The organism is Leifsonia shinshuensis (assembly GCF_014217625.1).
Taxonomy (GTDB): domain Bacteria; phylum Actinomycetota; class Actinomycetes; order Actinomycetales; family Microbacteriaceae; genus Leifsonia; species Leifsonia shinshuensis_A.
The window spans coordinates 591,727-611,385 of record NZ_CP043641.1; the positions used below are offsets into that span (position 1 = coordinate 591,727).

A 19,659-nucleotide genomic window follows, 5' to 3' on the forward strand; every position below is an offset into this window, starting at 1 on the left:
TTCACTGACGAAATCAGTAGACTCCCCGCCATGAGTTCACCGCTGAGCACCACAACCACACCCGAACTGCAGAACTTCGTCGCCGGAGCGCGCACCGACGCGCGCGGGAGCGACAGCATCGCCCTGATCGATCCGGCGACCGAGGATGTCTACGCCACTGCGCCCGTCTCCACCGCCGAGGACGTCGCCGACGCCTATCGGGCCGCGGAGGCCGCCTTCGAGGTGTGGGGGAACACCACGCCCGGCGAGCGGCAGCTCGCGCTGTTCCGGATCGCCGACGCGATGGAGGAGCGCGCCGAGGAGTTCGCCGACGCCGAGTCGCAGGACACCGGCAAGCCGCGCGGCACGCTGGTGGAGGACGAGATCCTGCTGTCCGTCGACCAGATCCGCTTCTTCGCGGGAGCCGCCCGCAACCTGGAGGGCCGCTCGGCGGGCGAGTACATGCCCGACCACACCTCGATGATCCGCCGCGAGCCGATCGGCGTCGTCGGCCAGGTGACACCGTGGAACTACCCGCTCAACATGGCGGTCTGGAAGTTCGCTCCCGCCCTCGCCGCCGGCAACACCACGGTGCTGAAGCCGTCCGACACCACACCGCTGTCCACCCTGCTGCTGGCGGAGGTCGCGAGCGAGTTCCTGCCGGCCGGCGTGCTCAACGTCGTGCTCGGCGACCGCAGCACGGGCGCCGCGATGATCGACCACCCGACCCCGCAGCTGGTGTCGATCACCGGCTCGGTGCGTGCGGGTATGGAGGTCGCCCGCGCGGCTTCCTACGACCTCAAGCGCGTGCACCTCGAGCTCGGCGGCAAGGCGCCGGTGATCGTGTTCGACGACGCCGACATCCAGAAGGCGGTCGAGGGGATCGTCGCGGCCGGCTACTTCAACGCCGGCCAGGACTGCACCGCAGCCACGCGTCTGCTGGTGCAGGAGGGCGTCCACGACGAGTTCGTCGCCGCGCTGGCACAGTACGCGCGGGAGAACGCCCGCACCGGCGCGCCGCGCGAGGACGGCATCCTCTACGGCCCGCTCAACAACGCCAATCAGCTGGCCCAGGTGAGCGGCTTCGTCGACCGGCTGCCCGACCACGCGAACGTCGAACTCGGCGGCCGCCGCCAGGGCGACCGCGGCTACTTCTGGGAGGCCACGATCGTCTCGGGGCTGCGCCAGGACGACGACGCGGTGCAGAACGAGATCTTCGGCCCGGTCCAGACCGTGCAGAAGTTCACCGACGAGGCGGAGGCGCTGCGCTGGGCGAACGGCGTGCGCTACGGGCTGGCGTCGTCGGTGTGGACGAAGGACCACGGCCGGGCGATGCGGTTCGCCAAGGGCCTCGACTTCGGCTGCGTGTGGATCAACACGCACATCCCGATCGTGGCCGAGATGCCGCACGGCGGCTTCAAGCACTCCGGCTACGGCAAGGACCTGTCGATGTACGGCTTCGAGGACTACACGCGCGTCAAGCACGTCATGTCGTACATCGGGGAGTGAGCTAGCGCCTCACAGCGACGATGAGGGTGCCGACCGTGAGCAGCGGCAGCACCCACAGCGCCGCGACGGTGTAGCCGCCCGCCGGGGGCACGAGCGCCCCGGCGGGCGTCGCCGCCGCGAGCAGGAGCCCGGCGAGCGCGCTGCCGATGCTGAAGCCGACGCTGCGCACGATCTGGTTGATGGAGAGCACGCTCGCGGTCTCGGGAGCCGGCACGCCCTCCAGCACGAGCCGAGGCATGACCGCGGACACGCCGCCGACGCCGAAGCCGAGGACGGTCATGGCGAGCAGCACCAGGAGGAGGGAGGCGGCGCCGAGCGCGAGCAGCACCGCCGCCAGGGCGACGGCGGCGGCGGACAGCGCGAAGACGCCGCGGGCGCCCGTGCGCGGGACCATCCGCGGCGCGACCCGTCCCGCGACGAACCCCAGCGCCGAGAACGGGATGAGCGCCGCGCCCGCCGCGACGCCCGGCAGCGCGAAACCGTAGCCGGCGCCGGCCGGAGTCTGCAGGAAGCGGGTCAGCAGGCTGAAGATCAGGTACATCCCGACGCCCGAGACCAGCATGGCCGCGTTCGCGCGCAGCACCGCGGGCCTGCCGAGCAGCCGGAGGTCGGCGAGCGGCGCCGGAACCCGCAGCTCGACGACCGCCCAGGCGGCGAGCACGGCGACCGAGAGCGCCAGGATGCCCGCGCCCAGGATCGGCGGCGACCAGACGGCCGGCTCGGCGACCACGAGGAGGACGCCGAGCGTCCCGAGCCCGAGCAGCACGGCCCCGGCGGCATCCAGCCGCGGGGTCGCTCCCGGCGTGTCGCGCGGGATGCTGCGCCAGGCGACCACCAGTGCGGCGGCGGAGAGGACCAGCCCGAACGCGTAGGCCGCGCGGAGCCCGGTGAGCTGGTCGATCAGCCCGACGAGCGGATAGCCGACGCCGATGCCGACGGTGGAGGCGACCGACAGCGCCGCGATCGTGCTCGCCGAGCGCGCCTCCGTCAGCTCGGTGCGGGCGACGCTCATCAGCAGCGCCACCGCGCCGAGGCCGAGCCCCTGGAGGCCGCGGCCGACGACCAGCACCGCGAACGCGACGGGCGCGCCGGCCGGCAGCGGCAGGGCGGTGAGCAGTCCGCCTAGCACCACGACCGCGAGCGACGCGAGCAGCGTGGCCCGGCGGCGCGGACCCGCGCCGAGCCTCCCGAGCACCGGCCCGGCGATCGCGCCGGCGAAGAGCGTCACGGTGAGGGTCCACTGCGCCGCCGCGAGCGGCACGTGCAGGGTGGTCGCCACGGAGGTGATCAGCGGGGCGCCGAGGCTGCCGACCACGGCGACGACCAGGGCGACGGCGACGAGCGCGGCGCTGAGTCGCGGTGCCGGTCCCGGTGCTGGTCTCGGTGCCGGTCGCTCGGAGGTCATCGCGGCAACACTACGCGACACGCCGCCCCGGCTTAAACATCCGCTCCTATAGGTATTCGGCCTGCGGCTCCGCTACGCTGCCTCCCACACACATCGTCGTGTGCGGCTGACCCGGAAGGCATTCGATGTCCGCAGAACCCTCGTCCTCTGCCCATCTGGAGGACGGCGAGCACCTCGCCGTCCTCGGGTACGAGGACTCCTTCAACCGGTCCATGACCCTGTGGGCCAACTTCGCTCTCGGCTTCACGTACCTCTCGCCGCTGGTGGGCGTGTACTCGCTGTTCGCCGTCGCGATGGCGACGGGAGGCCCGCCCTCCATCTGGTGGATCGTCATCGTCGGCGCCGGCCAGTTCCTGGTCTCGCTCGTCTTCGGGGAGGTGGTCTCGCAGTACCCCATCCACGGCGGCATCTACCCGTGGGCGCGGCGGCTCTGGGGCCGGCGCTACGCGTGGATGGCGGCCTGGGTCTACATCTGGGCGATGATCGTGACCATCACCGCGGTGGCGTCGTACGGCAGCGGCTTCCTCGCCAGCCTGTTCGGCCTCCCCGCCACCAAGGAGGTCACCTTCGGACTGACGGTGCTGCTGCTCGTGGTTGCGCTCGGGCTCAACTTCACCGGCACGAAGACGCTGGCGACGGTCGCCCGCATCGGGCTGTCGGCGGAGCTCATCGGTGTGATCGCGGTGGGCCTCTACCTGCTGATCTTCCAGCGCAAGCACCCGTTCTCGGTGTTCTTCGACACGATGGGCGTGCAGGGCCACGGCTCGTACCTGGTGGCGTTCCTCGGGGCGGCGCTGGCCGGCCTGTTCCTCTTCTACGGCTTCGAGGCGTGCGGCGACGTCGCAGAGGAGGTCGCGAACCCGGCCCGGCGCATCCCGCTCGCCATGATGATGACCATCCTGGTCGGCGGCGTCTCGGCCCTGTTCGCCTTCGGCGGCTACGTGCTGGCGGCGCCCGACCTGGCGAAGATCGTCGCGGGCAAGGATGTCGACCCGATCCCGGAGATCCTGCAGTCCACCCTCGGCGACGTCGGCGCGAAGATCTTCCTGGTCGTCGCGGTCACCGCGTTCCTGTCCTGCGTGCTCAGCCTGCAGGCCGCGGCGAGCCGGCTGCTGTTCTCGTTCGCGCGCGACGGGATGATCCCCGCGCACCGCTGGCTGTCGCAGGTGTCGCCGCGCACGAAGGTGCCGGTGAACGCGCTCATCGTGGCGTGCAGCATCCCGGTGCTGATCAGCCTGATCGTCTACCTCGGGCCGGACGGGCTGATCACTCAGGTGACCGCGTTCGCGGTGCTCGGCATCTACGTCGCGTTCCAGTCGGTGGTGCTCGCGTCGCTGCGGCAGCGGGTGAAGGGCTGGCGTCCGGCCGGACCGTTCTCGCTCGGGCGCGGCGGGCTCATCGTCAACATCCTCGCGCTCGCCTACGGGATCTTCGCGATGGTCCTGCTGGCCTGGCCGACGAGCACGGGCAACTGGTTCAACGACTGGATCGTGCTGATCGGCCTCGGGATCGTCGCGGGCGCGGGACTGCTGTACCTGTTCCTCGCCCGGCCGGACCGGGCGTCGGACGCGCCGGCGGGCGACGCCATCCAGGTGGCGGAGCTGCTGAGGGCGCGCCGGAGCGGTCTCGCGTCGCCGTCGGCCTCCGCGGAGGCGGCGCCGGTCGACTGACCCCGCACCCACATGCGCCCGCCGTCGGAACTGTGCGCCGACGGCGGGCGCATCCGTGTGTCAGGACTCCCGGCGCGGGATGCCGAGCGGGTTGCCGTCCCGCAACTCGGGAGGCAGCACCTCCTGCGGAGCGTCCTGGTATGCGATCGGCGTCAGCCAGCGGCGGATCGCCGTCGCGCCGACAGACGTGTGGATGCTCGCCGTGGTCGCGGGCCAGGAGCCGCCGTGGTGCTGCGCCCAGCCGATCGCGACGCCGGTCGGCCAGCCGTCGAACAGGAGCCGCCCGGCGATGGGGGCGAGCCAGGTGGCGAGGGCGGTGACGTCCTCGCCCGTGCCGCGGTGGATGGTCGCGGTGAGCGACGGCCGCAACGTGGCGAGGAGCGCGGGGAGCTCGTCCTCGCGGTAGGAGACCAGGACCGTGATCGGGCCGAAGTGCTCCTCGAGGAAGGCGTCGCGCGCGGCGAGGAAGTCCGCGGCGCCCACGAGGGCGACAGCCGGAGTCGACGTGCCGGGCTCGGACGTGCCGAGCAGTACCGTCACCTCCTCGTCGGTCCCGAACAGCTCGACGGCCGACGCGTAGGCCGCGCTCATCCCGTCGGTGAGCTGCCGGGAGGCCGGGGCCGAACCGAGCGCGTCCCGCACGGCGTCGTCCACTCCTTCGCCGGCCGGCACGAACACCAGTCCGGGCTTGGTGCAGTACTGCCCGGCGTCGCGCGTGAACGATCCGACGAGTCCGGCGCCGATGCCGGCCGCACGCTCGCGGGCGGCGGCGCGCGTGACGACCACGGGGTTGACGCTGCCCAGCTCGCCGTAGAACGGGATCGGGTCGGGCCGGGAGGCCGCGAGATCGAACAGCGCGCGACCCCCGCGTTCCGAGCCGGTGAACCCGGCCGCGCGGACGGCGGGGTGCTGCACGAGCGCCACGCCCGCCGTCATCCCCTCGACCAGCGCGAACCAGCCCGCGGGCAGCACCGACAGCGCCAGCTCCGCGGTCCGCCGGGACAGCTGAGGGTGACCGGGGTGCGCCTTCACGATCACTGGGCAGCCCGCGGCGAGCGCCGACGCCGTGTCATTCCCCAGGACGGAGAACGCGAACGGGAAATTGGACGACGTGTACACCGCCACCGGCCCGAGCGGCCGCAGCATCCGGCGCAGGTCGGGGCGCGGCGGGATGAGCGACGGGTCGGGGGAGTCGAGCGTCGCCTCCAGGTAGCCGCCCTCCCGCGCCACGCCCGCGAAGAAGCGGAGCTGGGCGGCGGTGCGGGTGACTTCGCCGTCGAGGCGAGCCTGCGAGAGATGGGTCTCCTCGGCGGCCAGTGCGACGAGACCGGCCCGGTCGTCCTCGAGGGCGGCGGCGAGGGCGTCGAGCCAGGCCGCACGCTCCTCGCGGGAGGTCGGGAGGAGTGCGGCGCCGGCGGCGGCCGCTGCGGCAGCGGTGACCTCGTCCATCAGAACGCCGCCAGCCCGGTGAGCGCGCGCCCGAGCACGAGCGTGTGGATCTCGTCCGTGCCCTCGTAGGTGCGCACCGACTCCAGGTTGGCCATGTGCCGCATCACCGGGAACTCGTTGGTGATGCCGTCACCGCCCAGGATGGTGCGGGCCTCGCGCGCGATCGCCAGCGCCTCGCGCACGCTGTTCAGTTTGCCGACGCTGATCTGCGTCGGGGTCAGCCGGCCCGCCTCCTTCAGCCGGCCGAGGTGGAGGGCGAGCAGCATCCCCTTCTCGTACTCGACCAGCATGTCCGCCAGCTTCTGCTGGATGAGCTGGGTCGCGCCGATCGGACGGCCGAACACCTCGCGCGTCGTCGCGCGCTCGATGGAGACCTCCAGGCAGGAGCGCGCCGCGCCCATCGCGCCCCAGACGATCCCGTAGCGGGCCTCGTTGAGGCAGGAGAACGGGCCGGACAGGCCGCGTGCGCCCGGCAGCATCGCAGAGGCGGGCAGGCGCACGCTGTCCAGCACGACGTCGCACTGTACCGAGGCGCGCATGGAGAGCTTGCCGTCGATCGCCGTCGCCGAGAACCCCGGAGTCGAGGTCGGCACGACGAAGCCGCGCACACCGTCCTCCGTCGCCGCCCAGACCACCGCCACATCGGCGAGCGCCGCCAGGCCGATCCAGCGCTTGGCGCCGTCGATCACCCAGTCGTCGCCGTCCCGCCGGGCGGTCGTCGTCATGGCGGCGGGGTCGCTGCCGCCCTGCGGCTCGGTGAGGGCGAAGCAGCCGATGCGCTCGCCGCGGGCCATCGGCGGCAGCCACTCGGCCTTCTGCTCGTCGGAGCCGAACTTCGAGATCGCGCTCATGGCGAGCGAGCCCTGCACCGAGACGAAAGTGCGCCAGCCGCTGTCCGCGGCCTCCAGCTCGTGGCAGACCAGCCCGTACGCGACGGCGCCGGCGCCCGCGCAGCCGGGGTCCTTCAGGTGCATGCCGAGGAAGCCGAGCGCGCCGAGCTCTGCGACGAACTCGCGGCGGAAGTGCTTGTCCTCGAAGTCCTGCTCGATCACCGGCGCGATGCGCTCGACCGCGAAGGTCCGGGCGGCGTCGCGCCAGCGCAGCTCCTCGTCGGTGAGCAGGTGGTCGATGCTGAACGCCTCGTCGAGGCGGGCGACGGCGGGTGCGGTCATCGGGTGGTCCTTTCGGTGGACGGGCGGACGGCGTCCAGCCACTGGGGTTCATGGGCGCCGAGCAGCGGAGCCGGGCTGCGGTGCGCGGCGGGCGACGTGCTCAGGTGGATCGGAGTCGCCGGCTGACGCGAGACGCGTCCGGTCGCCGGATCGGTCGTGGTCGTCACCGGGTCGAGTCCGAGGGAGTCTGCGAACGCGAACGCCTCACCGACGCTGTTGACGAGCCCGGCCGGGACGCGTGCCGCGCCGAACGCGGACAGCCAGTCCGCGGCAGGGCGGGCGGCGAGCTCGGATTCCAGGACGGCCCGCAGCTCTGCCCGGTGGTGCACGCGCGCCTCGTTGGTCGTGAAGCGGGGGTCGGCCGCGAGCTGCGGGAGGCCGAGCGCGGCCGCGAACGCGGCGAACTGCCGGTCGTTCCCCACCGCGACCACGAGCTCCCGGTCGGCCGCCCGGAAGAGCTCGTACGGCGCGATGCTCGGGTGCGCGTTGCCGAGCCGGCCGGGGGAGCGGCCGGTGGCGAGCGTGCTCGACGCCTGGTTGGTGAGGGCGGCGAGCAGCGATCCGAGGAGGTCGACATCCACGCGGGAGCCGAGCCCGGTGCGGTCGCGCTCACGCAGCGCGAGCAGGATCCCGGTGAGCGCGTTCTGCCCGGTGAGCACGTCCACGAGCGCCACGCCGACCTTGCTCGGCTCGCCCTCCGGGGCTCCGGTGATGCTCATCAGGCCGCCGACCGCCTGGACGAGGAGGTCGTAGCCCGGAAGCTCCGCGCCTGCCGCCCGCCCGAACCCGGTGATCGAGCAGTAGATCAGGCCGGGGTTGGCGGGCCGGAGGCTGTCCTCGTCCAGCCCGAAGCGCTCCATCACCCCCGGGCGGAAGTTCTCGACCAGGACGTCGGCCGTCTCGGCCAGGGCGCGTGCGGCCGCCAGGCCCTCCGGGGTGGCGAGGTCGCAGACCGCCGAGCGCTTGTTGCGGTTGACCGCGCCGAAGTAGGTGGACTCTCCCGCGTCGTCCACCGGAGGCCGCCACGACCGGGTGTCGTCGCCCGCCGGGCTCTCGATCTTGACGACGTCTGCGCCGAAATCGGCGAGCGTCATGGTGGCGTACGGGCCGGCGAGGACCCGGGAGAAGTCCGCGACGCGCAGGCCGGAGAGGATGCCGTCGGCCATGGTCGCTCCTTCGCTCGGACGGTCGCGCGCGCTGTCCGTCGGTGATTCATCCTATATCGAATGATTGGACCGGGATATCGTGGGGGCGTGACCACCTCCACTCGCGATGCTGCCGGAACGACCCGGCCGGCGCCAGGGGCGCGGGACGCCGTGTTCGCGCAGCTCTCCGACGCCGGCCGCGCCGAGCAGGTCGCCCGGCGCCTCGCCGACGCGATCGTCCTGGGCGTGCTGACACCCGGGGAGCGGTTGCCCAGCGAGGCCGAGCTCGCCCGCCGGTTCGGGGTCGCGCTGGTGACGGCGCGCGAGGGACTGGGGATGCTGCGCGAGGCGGGCCTGGTCGAGACCAGGCGCGGCCGCGATGGCGGCTCCTTCGTCGTGCACCCGGGCGACGGCGACGAGGCGCTGCTCGCGACCCGGCTGCGTGGCTTCTCGCAGGTGGAGCTGAGCGACCTCGCCGTCTACGTGACGGCTATCGCGGCCGGCTGCGCGGATCGCGCCGCCGAGCGCTCGACCACCGCCGACGACGCGCGGCTCGCGGCCTGGCTGGACGCCGCCGACTTCAGCGGGCCTTCCGCTGCCAGGCGCAACGCAGGCGGCTTCCTGCTGGAGCTCGCCGTGCTCAGCCAGTCGACGCGGCTGGTGCGCGAGCAGATCCGGCTGCAGGCCGAGTTCGGCCCGCTGCTCTGGCTCGGGATGCGCGACGCGGAACTCCGCGCCGGAACGGCGGACTCCGCACGGGTGATCGCGGACGCGGTCGCCGCCGGCGACGGGAACGCCGCGCGCGCGGAGGTCAGCGCCCTGCTGGCCGGCGTCGCGCGCTGGCTGCTGTCCGCGAGGGCGCGGATCGAGACGGGAGGGACGATCGATGGCTGAGATCGCCGGGACGCAGACGGACGCCGGCGTGGCGGCCGCGGCCGAGCGGGTGAGCGCGCTGTTCGCCCGCATCCAGGACTCGCTCGGCGGCTGGCGACACGCCATCCTCGGGGACGACGGCGCGGGGAGCGCGTCCACCACGACTCCTGCCGCGCTCGACTCGACCGTCGGCGCGCTGGTCATCCCGCTGCTGCGCGAGGACGACCCGCTGCTGGTCGGCGCAGGTTTCATCGCCGCGCCCGAGTTCACCGGCGGCGACGACCTCCACTTCTCGTGGTGGCTCGGCCCGCTGGAGGAGAACCCGGTGTTCGGCTCGACCTCCGAGCCGAGCCGGCTCGATCTGGCGTCCCGGTCGTACTCCGACTATCTGCGCGACTTCCGCTCGCTGGAGTGGTACAGCATCCCGCAGTCCACCCACCGCACCCACATCACCGGCCCCTACGTCGACCACCTGTGCGCGTGCGACTACATCGTCACGGTGACCTCGCCGGTCGAGCGCGGCGGCCGGATGATCGGTGTGGTCGGCGTCGACGTCTACGTGAAGCGGCTGGAGCGCGAGCTGCTGCCGGCCATGCTCGCAGCGGGCCGCCCCGTCGTGCTGGTCAACGACGCCGGCCGGGCGATGGTCTCCACCGACCCGTCCGTGCTCGTCGGCGCGGTCGTCGAAGCGGGCGACGGGGCGGTCCGCTGCGCCGGCACCCCGTTCCGCCTGGTCTAACATCGGTACGACCAGTCACGTCCTGCATCGGGGAGCAGCCCCGGTCCATCGTCGACCAGGAGGGACCGCGGTGACTCCCGGCTTCACCCGCTACGCCCCGACCGCGGGCCCGTCGCGCTGGCTGCTGATAGCCGGCCGCCGGTTCGTCGCCTGCGTCGAGAGCACGGCCGCCGACAGCATCGTTGATGCGGTGTGGTGGCTGGCCGACTCCGACCTCGCCACGATCGAGTCGGTGGTCGGCGCGTTCCCGCTCGCCGGGCCGGACAGCGTGCGCTCGTTCGCGGTCGCCGAGCTGAGCGAGCCGAACGCCGCGGGCGAGATCGTCGTGACGGCGGTGGTGCGCGGCTCCGCCGCGCTCGACGTGTTCTCGGTCGGCGGCGCGCGGCGATTCGGCTCGGGGGGAGTGCAGCCCTGGGTGCTGGCGGAGTTCCGCAACGTGACCGGTCTCGCCGTCGGAGGGGACGACCTCCCGACCGGGTCGGTGGCGCGGCTGGCCATCGGCTCCCTCCCGATCGGTCTCGGCGTGGTCGACGGTGAGCTGCTGACCTGGTCGAACTCCCCGATCGAGCGCGTCGAGCGCACCGCCGACCGGAAGGCTCCCGCGGTCGAGGGCTCCGCGCGGCCCGGCGCCGAGCCTCCGCTCACCGAGCTGGACGAGACGATCATCCGGGAGCGCAACCGCAGCTCCAGCCTGTTCTCGCGTGCAGACGACGCCGACGCCCCCGCGACGGCCGGCCTGGCGGAGTCCCCGGAGGCCGCGCCCGTCGTCCAGCCCGTCCCGGCCGCCCACGAACTGCCCGGCGCCGTCGACATCGAGGAGCCCGGCGCGGCGACCGAGCGCCCCGACCTGCGCGACACGCCCGGAATCGGCCGGCCGCCGCTTCCCGGGGCCGTTCCGCCGCCGGCCGACGAGCCGGAGCCCGCCGCGCCGCCGCAGCGCTTCGCCGTCCGCGTCGTCCCGGGGGACATCATGGAGCTCGACGTTCCGATCGTGATCGGCCGCAAGCCCGCCCTCCAGCGCGTGGAGTCGGGCGTCACGCCGCGCCTGGTCGCGGTGCAGTCGCCCGAGCATGAGGTCTCGTCCACCCACGTCCGCATCGAGCGATCGGGGGACGCCGTGGTGGTCACCGACCTCCGCTCGACCAACGGCACGCGCGTTCACCGGCCGGGCGGGAGCGCCGACCGGCTGCGCCCCGGGGAGTCCACCGTCGTCCTCGCGGGCACGGTTGTGGAGATCGGCGACGGTAATATCATCGAGATCACCGCCGTCCCGGCCGGCGGCACCACGGGGACCCCGCGGCCGCTGCCGGAAGCGGACCGTCGAGAAGAAGGACGCGAGTGACCCAGATCGGGCGCACCAACCGGCGCCACACCGTGGTCGTGCCGGGCGGCGCAGACGCGCGCATCAGCCTGTCCTGGGCGGCGCTGTCGGACACCGGCTACCGCCGCAGCGTCAACGAGGACAGCCTCCTCGCGCGCTCGCCGATCTTCGCGGTCGCCGACGGCATGGGCGGCCACACGGCCGGCGACTTCGCCAGCACCGCGGTCGTGACCCGCCTGGCGGAGAAGGTGCGCGTCGACTTCGTCACGCAGACGGCGCTCACCGATGCGCTGCGCGATGCGGTCGGCGACATGGGCCGCGGCGTCGGCCAGACCGACCTCGGCACCGGGACCACGGTGACCGGCATCGCGCTCACGCTCGCGGACGGCGCGCCGTACTGGCTGGTGTTCAACATCGGCGACTCGCGCGTCTACAGCTTCCGCGACGGCACGCTGGAGCAGCTCACGGTGGACCACTCCATCGTGCAGGAGCTGCTGGACGCCGGGGCGATCACGCCGGAGGAGGCGGAGGTCCACCCGCACAGCAACGTGATCACGCGCGCGGTCGGGTTCAACGAGGACCCGGTGCCCGACTACTTCCTGTTCCCGATCGTCGCGGGCTCCCGGCTGCTGGTGTGCTCGGACGGGCTCACCAAGGAGCTCACCGAGCACGGCATTCGCTACTACCTCGGCGAGGGCAGCTCCCCGCTGGACGCCGCGCAGCAGCTCATGGACGCCGCGCTCGGCAACGGCGGGCGCGACAACGTGACCGTGGTCGTCGTCGACGTGCTCGCCACGCCCGAGAGCGGTTCGCATCGCGAAGGATTCCCGCGCCGGGCCGCGCGCCGGCACTGACGGGGGCTCCGCCACAGAGGGTCCTGGCCCCCCCTCCCTTCGTGCCCCCCGAGTTGGGGGTAATCGAGTTGTCCCCAGTGGGGGTCGGACCCCCCTGAGGCCCTCTGCGGGCTGCCTACAATTGACAAACGCTTTCGCCCCCGCGAACGCGAACGGCCGAAGACGGGAGGAGCTGCTTGGCTCGGCGCTTGCCTTCACAGCCGCCGAACCTCCCTGGCTTCTCGTACGTCAGGGTGCTCGGTTCGGGCGGCTTCGCCGACGTGTTCCTGTACGAGCAGAACATGCCGCGCAGGCAGGTCGCGGTCAAGGTCATGCTGGCCGAAGTCGTCACCAGCCAGGTCAAGCAGATGTTCCAGGCCGAGGCCAATCTGATGGCCCAGCTCAGCACGCACCCCTCGATCCTCACGGTGTATCAGGCGAGCGTCTCCTCGGACGGCCGGCCGTACCTGGTGATGGAGCTGTGCTCGTCGGCGATCGGCCAGCGCTACCGCTCCGACCCGCTGCCGGTGCCGGAGGTGCTGAGCATCGGCGTGCGGATCGCGAGCGCGGTCGAGACCGCGCACCGCGCCGGCGTGCTGCACCGCGACATCAAGCCGTCCAACATCCTCACCACCGCCTACGGGCACCCGGTCCTCAGCGACTTCGGCATCGCCGCAACGCTCAGCGAGGCGGACGTCACCGAGGCGATCGGTCTCTCGATCCCGTGGTCCGCCCCTGAGGTGCTGCTCGACGAGACCAGCGGCACGGTCGCCAGCGAGGTCTGGTCGATCGGCGCGACGGTCTACTCGCTGCTGGCCGGCCGGTCGCCGTTCGAGCAGCCGGGCAAGGAGAACACCTCGGCCGAGCTGATCCAGCGCATCACCAAGGGCCGCCCGCAGCCGATCGCCCGCCCGGACGTCCCGCCGCGGCTGGAGCAGATCCTGATGCGCTCGATGTCGCGCAAGTCGTCCGCCCGGCAGCGCAGCGCTCTGGAGCTGATCCGCGAGCTGCAGTCGGTGGAGGCCGAGCTCGGGCTGCCGCAGACCCCGATCGAGGTCGCGATGGACGACTGGGCGCTGGCCACGGCCGACGATCCGGAGGAGCGCACGCGCGTCAAGGGCGTCATGGCCGTCGACCCCGGCTCGGTCCGGAGGCGCAGGCGCCGTGCCGCGCCCGCGGCGGTGGCATCCACCCGGGCGCCGACGCGCACGATCGTCCGGGAGTCCGGCGCTGGCAGCGCGCCGACCTCCCCGCCCGCGCCGCCCGCGCGCATCTCGCGCGCGCTCATCGGCGCGCTGATCGCCTGCGCGGCCCTCGTCGTGGTGCTGGCCGTCACGGCGGCCGTCGTGCTGGTACGGGCGAACGCCTCCGGCGACATCCCGACCGTGCGCGACCTGAGCGGCCGGGTGAGCCAGGGCACCATCGTCTTCACCTGGAGCGACCCGGGCTTGGAGAGCAGTGACAGCTACCAGGTGACGGTGGACGACCAGCCGCCGAGCAGCCAGCGCGCGACGGAGTTCCGCGTCGACGCCAAGCCGGGCCAGACGGTGTGCGTCACCATCACCGTGAACCGGGACGGCAAGACCGGCTCGCCGAGCGGCCAGAAGTGCGTCCAGAGGACCGACTCGCCATGATCCGCGCCTGGCTCCTGGCCCACAAGTCGATCGCGGCCACCGCCCTGAGCGGGACCGTGGTCGCGGCGGTCGTCGCGACGCTCGCGGTGGTGTCGGGGGGCTACAGCGCCCAGCACCTCCAGCTCAACGACGCGGCGGTCTGGGTGGCCAGCGACGCCAAGAAGGCGCTCGGCCGGGCGAACACGCAGATCGACTCGCTGAACTCGATCGTCCCCGGCACGGGCGAGGCGCTCGACGTCGTCCAGGACGGCCAGAACGTGTTGCTGCTGGACAAGGAGGCCAACACGGCCGCCGTCGTCGATCCGGCGACGGCGCAGGCCGGCAAGTCGGTGGCGCTGCCGCCGCGGTCGCCGCAGGTCGCCGTGGCGGGGGACCACGTCGCCATGCTGTCGCAGACCACCGGCCAGCTCTGGCTGACCTCGGTGTCCCAGCTCGAGCAGTTCAACTCGGGGTCGGCGCCGACCATGGACCTGGGCGGGCGCGCGGTCGGCGCGATGGACCCCTCCGGCGTCCTGTTCGCCTACCAGCCGGGCACGCGCAGCATGGTGCGCGTCGACCTCGGCGGGCAGCAGCCGGCCAGCTCCACCGAGCGGGTCCCGACGCGCGGGGCGGGCGCGCACATCCAGCTCACCTCCGCGGGCGGCCAGTGGGCGCTGTTCGACCCGGACGAGAAGACCCTGTGGGTGTCCGGGCGCGCGATCGACCTGGCGGCGGCGCTCGGCGAGGACTCCGATCCGATCCTCCAGGCGCCGTCGGCCGACGGCAGCGCGGTCTGGATCGCGACCTCCAGCGGCCTGATCCGCGTCCCGCTCGACGGCACAGCGCCCAAGCGCGTGCTCGGCACGGTGTCCGGAGCGCCCGCCGCCCCTGTCGTGGTGGGCGGCTGCGCGTACACGGCCTGGAACTCGGGCGCCGCCTGGCACACCTGCTCGACCCCGTCCTCCGGCACCCGGAGCACGCTGAGCCAGGTGCCGTCCGGCGCCGCGCTCGCCTTCCGGGTCAATCGCGACCGGGTGGTCCTCAACGACGTCAGATCCGGCGTCTCCTGGGCGGTGCAGAGCGGGAACACCCGCATCGACAACTGGGACGACCTGGTCTCCAAGAAGACGACGCAGGAGCTGGTGGACCAGTCCAAGCAGGACACCACGCCCCAGTACGCCAAGCAGGAGCAGCCGCCCGTCGCGGTGGACGACCAGTTCGGAGCCCGCCCCGGCCGGGTGACCCCGCTCCCTGTGCTGCTGAACGACTACGACCCGAACGGCGACGTCCTGACGATCGACTCGTTCACCGCGATCCCCGCGAGCCAGGGGACGATCGAGCTGACGAACTCCGATCAGCTGCTGCAGATCACGCTCCCGGAGACGGCGAGCGGTTCGCTCGGGTTCGACTACACGATCTCCGACGGCCGCGGCGGCACGGCGACCGCGCACGTGACGGTGACGGTCCGGACCCCGCAGGAGAACTCGCCTCCGGTCTGCGTCCGGCCGGCCAAGGCCGTCGTCCAGGCCGGCGGCCGGGTGACGACGTCCACCCTCAGCGAGTGCTACGACCCCGACGGCGACCCGTTCTACCTGGCCGGCGCTTCGGTTCCAGCGCCCGACACCGTGACCTACACGCCGCAGGGCCAGGTCGCCTACTCCGACCACGGCCAGGGCGGCGGGCTCAAGGACGTCGCCCTCGTGCTCTCCGACGGCCGCGCGGAGGGCGCCGGCCAGCTCGCCGTCACGGTGCAGCCGCCGGGCCAGGTGCCGATCATCGCCGACCCCTTCGCCGTCGTGGCGTACCAGGGCCAGGAGACGACGGTGCGCCCGCTCGACCACGTCCGCGGCGGCAACGGAGTGGTGCGGCTGAGCACGGTGCCCTCCAAGGCGGACGCGACGATCACGCCGGACTACCAGGGCGGGACGTTCCGGTTCGACTCCGACCAGGCCGGCACGCACAACATCGAGTACTCGGTCACGGACGGCGTGATCACGGCGACCGGCGTGGTGCGGGTCGAGGTGAAGGCGCCGCCCGGGGCGAACACGACTCCGATCGCCGTGCCGCACACCGCGTTCATCCGCGAGCAGTCCACGCAGGACGTCGACGTGCTCTCCACCGACATCGACCCCTCCGGGGGTGTGCTGCTGGTCACCGGGGTGACGGACCCCGCGGCGTCCACCGGCGTCAAGGTGCAGATCCTGCAGCAGCGGACCCTCCGGGTCTCGCTGACCCGGCCGCTCGCCGCCCCCGTCGACTTCCACTACCGGCTGAGCAACGGGCTGGCGGACGCCGAGGGCACGGTCACGGTGATCCAGCTCCCGCCCCTGACCGTGCACCAGCCGCCGATCGCGGTGCCGGACTCGGTCGCCGTGCGCGTGAGCGACACCGTCGACATCCCGGTGCTCGCCAACGACATCCAGCCCGACGGCGACAAGCTGACGCTGGACCCGACGCTCGCGACCCCGCTCCCGGCCGGCGCCGGCCTGCTGTTCGCCTCCGGCGACCACCTGCGCTACCTGGCGCCGTCGAAGCCCGGCAACTACGTCGCCGCCTACCGGGTCTACGGCGCCGACGGGCAGTGGGCCACCGCCGAGGTGAACATCGCCGTGCGCGAGCGCGACCTGGCCACGAACAACCCGCCGGTCCCGAAGACCGTGACCGCCCGCGTGCTCGCCGGCGACACGGTGCGCGTCACCATCCCGCTCTCCGGCATCGACCCGGACGGCGACTCCGTGCAGTTCATCGGGCAGGAGACCAACCCGCAGAAGGGCGCGGTCGTCGCCTCCGGACCGGACTGGATGGACTTCCAGGCCGGCGCCTACGCCGCGGGCACCGACACCTTCACCTACGCGGTCGTCGACGCGCTCGGCGCCCGGGCGACCGGGACCGTGCGGATCGGCATCGCGCCGCGGGTCGGAGGCGCGCGCAACCCCGTCGCGGTCGAGGACGACGTCACGACGCGGCCGGGGAGGACCCTCAACGTCCAGGTGCTGGCGAACGACTCCGACCCGGACGGCAGCCCGCTCAGCGTGACAGCCGTCACCTCGCTGGACGGCAAGGCCAAGGCGAAGATCCAGGGCGACATCGTGGTGGTGACCGCTCCGCAGCAAGAGGGCGCCTACGGGTTCCTCTACACGATCCAGAACGAGCAGGGCGGCACCAGTCAGGCGTTCCTGCGGGTCACCGTCGACAAGAACGCGCCTCCCGCGCGGCCGGTGGTGAGCGACACCGTGCTCGGACTCTCCGACATCCTCGGCCGGAGCACGGTCGACGTGAACGTGCTCTCCAACGTGTTCTTCGCCGACGGCCCGGTGTCGACGCTGAAGCTCTCGGTGGTGTCCGGCTACGGAGGCACGGCGACGGTCACACAAGGCAAGCGCCTGCACGTCACGATCGCGGCGAAGAGCCAGATCATCCCGTTCAAGGTGGCGAACCCGGAGGACGAGTCCGTCGCCGGGTACGGCTTCGTGCGGGTCCCCGGCTACGACGACGCGCTGCCGCAGCTCAAGCGCGGGGCGCCGAAGCTCACCGTGGTCAGCGAGAAGACGCTGACGATCCACCTGAACGACTACATCGTGGCGATCGGCGGCCGCAAGGTGAAGCTGACCGACGCTGCGACGGTGCGGGCGACGCACGCCAACGGCGACGACCTGGTGGTCAACTCGGACACCCTCCAGTACACCTCGACCACCCGGTACTTCGGCCCGGCGAGCATCTCGTTCCAGGTGACGGACGGCAGCAGCGCGAACGACCCGAACGGCAACGTCGCGACCATCGTGCTGCCCATCGACGTGACGCCGCGCGAGAACCAGCCCCCGGTGTTCACCGGTGCGCTGATCGACTTCGAGCCGGGCCAGTCCAAGACGGTCGACCTCACCAAGCTGACCAGCTACCCGTACGCGAAGGACCAGAACGAGCTCCAGTACTCGATCCAGAACCCGCGACCCAACGGGGTCTCGCTCTCGCTCTCCGGGCAGAAGCTGACCATCTCGGTGGGCGCCGACGTGGCGAAGGGCAGCACGCCCTCGATCTCGATCGGCGTCAAAGACGCCGTCAACGCCGGCCAGGCCGGCCGGATCGATCTCAACGTCGTGCCATCCACGCGGCCGCTGGCCAGCCCGCAGCCGGACCGGGTGATCGCGCCGCGCGGGCAGACGACGACGGTGGACGTGCTGGCGAACGACGCCGCGACGAACCCGTTCCCTGGCAAGCCGCTGCGCGTGCTCGCAGTGCGCGGGCTGGGCGGAGCGCTCCCCGACGGCGTGAGCATCACGCCGAGCTCCGACAACGCGGTGCTGCAGGTCTCGGTGTCGGCCACGGCGGCCCCGCAGGACACCACTCTGCAGTACGAGGTCGCCGACGCGACCAACGACCCCGACCGCTACACCTGGGGGACCGTCACCGTCTCGGTCCAGGATCGGCCCGCGCCGGTCTCCAATGTGCAGATCGGGGCCATCGGCGACCGCAGCCTGACGCTGAGCTGGACGCCCGGCGCGTTCAACAACTCGCCGATCACCGGCTTCCAGGTCACCATGTCGAGCGCGGCGACCGGGGCGGTCCTCGGCACCACGCAGTGCACCACGACGGTGTGCGCGATCACCACGCCGGGCAACGGGCCCCAGAACGCCGTCGTGCTCGCCGTGCAGGCCCGCAATGCGCTCGGGCTGTCGGATCCGACGAACTACGTCGAGCCGGTGTGGTCGGACGTGATCCCGAACGCTCCGGCGAACGTCGGCTCCACCCCGCTGAACAACGGGCTCCGGATCACCTGGAACCGCCCCGCCGACGCTCCAGGGGCCAGCCCGATCACGTCGTACCTCGTCACCGTGGGCGGCATCACCAACGCCGTCCAGGTCGGACCGGCGGACAGCGGCAGCTACGCCCTGAACGTCACGGACCCGGGGATCGCGAACGGCGCGGCGATCGGGTTCACGGTGGCGAGCCGCAATGCGTTCTACCAGGGCAGGACGACCTGGAACCAGACCTCGGGGAGCGGTGTGCCCGCCGGCGCCCCTGTGCTGACCGGGACGGCTCCGAGCGCGGCGCCGAACAACGCGGACGGATCGAGCGCCACCCTGTCCTGGCCGAGCGTCTTCGGCCCCAACGGCAAGGCGATCACCGATTACTACGCCGGCGTCTTCCAGGGCGGAGCCCAGCCGGGCTGCAGCGTGACGGGAGTGGAAAGCGGCAACCCGGTGCTGCACGTCGACCCGGAGTCGTCCTCCTTCATCCACACCCAGGGCGGCCAGGCCACCTTCAGCGGCCTGCAGGCCAACCAGACCTACAACTTCGTCGTCTACGCCTACAACGGCCAGGGGTGCACCGCGAGCGCCGTCGTCTCCGCCACACAGCGCCTCCAGCCGGGAACGGTGCGCGGCGTGACCGTGACCGGCCCGACGCCGAGCTCGAACGACACCTGGGACTACCAGGCGACGGTCGACTACCAGACCGGCAGCGGGTCCAGCCCGGTCATCAGCTACCAGCTCCTCGGCGGCGGCGCCGTGGTGGACAGCGGGCAGCTCACCGGCACCAGCGGCACCGTCTCCGGGGCGCCCGGAGCGCACTACGGCATGCCGCTCACACTGAGCATCACGCAGATCTGCGAGACCTACCCCGACGGCAGCCAGCTCTGCACGCAGCAGAACTTCACCAAGCAGCTGGGCGTCGCCGTCAGCACGGCCATCGGCGGCCAGCGCTTCGACGCGGCCACCGGCACCTTCAGCTGGACGAGCTGGCCGACCGGCTCCGGGTACAGCCGTGTGACGTACAGCTGCGGCGGTCCCGAGATCGACATGCCGGCCGTCGGGTCGACCGCGGTCTGCGTCGCACCCCCTGGCGCGGCGAACCCGACCCTGATGGTGAAGGTCTACGCCAATGGCGACACGTACAGCACCCCGTATCCAGCCTCAGGCATGCCATGAGCGACGCCAGGCATACTGAGGACGGCG

General features: G+C 72.4%; 12 protein-coding genes. 8 read left to right on the forward strand and 4 right to left on the reverse strand.

Going from position 1 to position 19,659, the window contains the following annotated elements; translation table 11 throughout:
• The first annotated feature begins 30 nt into the window (after positions 1 to 30).
• On the forward strand, positions 31 to 1,488 hold the full coding sequence (locus F1C12_RS02885) for a gamma-aminobutyraldehyde dehydrogenase (protein WP_185277350.1): 1,458 nt from the start codon (positions 31 to 33) through the stop codon (positions 1,486 to 1,488).
• Position 1,489: 1 nt separating this feature from the next.
• On the opposite strand, the gene F1C12_RS02890 is transcribed toward F1C12_RS02885, so the two are convergent.
• Complete coding sequence (locus F1C12_RS02890) at positions 1,490 to 2,893, reverse strand: MFS transporter (RefSeq protein WP_185277351.1); 1,404 nt, start codon at positions 2,891 to 2,893, stop codon at positions 1,490 to 1,492.
• Positions 2,894 to 3,018: 125 nt separating this feature from the next.
• On the opposite strand from F1C12_RS02890, the gene F1C12_RS02895 reads away from it, so the two are divergent.
• Positions 3,019 to 4,563, forward strand: coding sequence for an APC family permease (locus F1C12_RS02895; RefSeq protein WP_185277352.1), 1,545 nt, complete (start codon positions 3,019 to 3,021; stop codon positions 4,561 to 4,563).
• A gap of 60 nt (positions 4,564 to 4,623) precedes the next feature.
• Here the strand turns inward: F1C12_RS02895 and F1C12_RS02900 are convergent, their stop codons facing one another.
• Genes F1C12_RS02900 through F1C12_RS02910 form a run of 3 tightly spaced genes read right to left on the reverse strand, consistent with a single transcriptional unit; the run spans position 4,624 to position 8,350 of the window.
• Positions 4,624 to 6,012, reverse strand: a complete 1,389-nt coding sequence (locus F1C12_RS02900; RefSeq protein WP_185277353.1) for an aldehyde dehydrogenase family protein — start codon at positions 6,010 to 6,012, stop codon at positions 4,624 to 4,626.
• Positions 6,012 to 7,184, reverse strand: a complete 1,173-nt coding sequence (locus F1C12_RS02905) for an acyl-CoA dehydrogenase family protein (protein ID WP_185277354.1) — start codon at positions 7,182 to 7,184, stop codon at positions 6,012 to 6,014. The genes F1C12_RS02900 and F1C12_RS02905 overlap by 1 nt, the downstream gene beginning before the upstream one ends.
• A complete protein-coding gene (locus F1C12_RS02910) occupies positions 7,181 to 8,350 on the reverse strand; it encodes a CaiB/BaiF CoA transferase family protein (RefSeq protein ID WP_185277355.1) in 1,170 nt (389 codons plus the stop codon). The genes F1C12_RS02905 and F1C12_RS02910 overlap by 4 nt, the downstream gene beginning before the upstream one ends.
• Before the next feature lie 87 nt (positions 8,351 to 8,437).
• Here F1C12_RS02910 and F1C12_RS02915 point away from each other — a divergent pair, with 87 nt between their 5' ends.
• From F1C12_RS02915 to F1C12_RS02940, 6 genes are all read left to right on the forward strand, one after another.
• Entirely contained in the window at positions 8,438 to 9,223 is a 786-nt protein-coding gene (locus tag F1C12_RS02915) for a FadR/GntR family transcriptional regulator (RefSeq protein ID WP_185277356.1), read from the forward strand.
• Positions 9,216 to 9,941 (forward strand): cache domain-containing protein, encoded by a 726-nt coding sequence (locus F1C12_RS02920; RefSeq protein ID WP_185277357.1) that lies wholly within the window; start codon positions 9,216 to 9,218, stop codon positions 9,939 to 9,941. Before F1C12_RS02915 ends, F1C12_RS02920 begins: the two co-directional genes overlap by 8 nt.
• 70 nt (positions 9,942 to 10,011) lie before the next feature.
• Positions 10,012 to 11,283 carry an FHA domain-containing protein gene (locus F1C12_RS02925; protein WP_185277358.1) on the forward strand — a complete coding sequence of 424 codons (1,272 nt, stop codon included), beginning with the start codon at positions 10,012 to 10,014 and terminating at the stop codon, positions 11,281 to 11,283.
• The gene (locus F1C12_RS02930; protein ID WP_185277359.1) at positions 11,280 to 12,116 is read left to right on the forward strand and encodes a PP2C family protein-serine/threonine phosphatase; all 837 of its coding nucleotides are present in this window, start codon (positions 11,280 to 11,282) and stop codon (positions 12,114 to 12,116) included. Before F1C12_RS02925 ends, F1C12_RS02930 begins: the two co-directional genes overlap by 4 nt.
• 188 nt (positions 12,117 to 12,304) lie before the next feature.
• Complete coding sequence (locus F1C12_RS02935) at positions 12,305 to 13,729, forward strand: serine/threonine-protein kinase (RefSeq protein WP_258046089.1); 1,425 nt, start codon at positions 12,305 to 12,307, stop codon at positions 13,727 to 13,729.
• Positions 13,726 to 19,632, forward strand: coding sequence for an Ig-like domain-containing protein (locus F1C12_RS02940; RefSeq protein WP_185277361.1), 5,907 nt, complete (start codon positions 13,726 to 13,728; stop codon positions 19,630 to 19,632). Before F1C12_RS02935 ends, F1C12_RS02940 begins: the two co-directional genes overlap by 4 nt.
• Positions 19,633 to 19,659: the final 27 nt, after the last annotated feature.

Coding starts and splice junctions, on each gene's coding strand:
- F1C12_RS02885 (WP_185277350.1), top strand. CDS start 31: ATGAGTTCACCGCTGAGCACCACAACCACACCCGAACTGCAGAACTTC.
- F1C12_RS02890 (WP_185277351.1), bottom strand. CDS start 2,893: ATGACCTCCGAGCGACCGGCACCGAGACCAGCACCGGGACCGGCACCG.
- F1C12_RS02895 (WP_185277352.1), top strand. CDS start 3,019: ATGTCCGCAGAACCCTCGTCCTCTGCCCATCTGGAGGACGGCGAGCAC.
- F1C12_RS02900 (WP_185277353.1), bottom strand. CDS start 6,012: ATGGACGAGGTCACCGCTGCCGCAGCGGCCGCCGCCGGCGCCGCACTC.
- F1C12_RS02905 (WP_185277354.1), bottom strand. CDS start 7,184: ATGACCGCACCCGCCGTCGCCCGCCTCGACGAGGCGTTCAGCATCGAC.
- F1C12_RS02910 (WP_185277355.1), bottom strand. CDS start 8,350: ATGGCCGACGGCATCCTCTCCGGCCTGCGCGTCGCGGACTTCTCCCGG.
- F1C12_RS02920 (WP_185277357.1), top strand. CDS start 9,216: ATGGCTGAGATCGCCGGGACGCAGACGGACGCCGGCGTGGCGGCCGCG.
- F1C12_RS02940 (WP_185277361.1), top strand. CDS start 13,726: ATGATCCGCGCCTGGCTCCTGGCCCACAAGTCGATCGCGGCCACCGCC.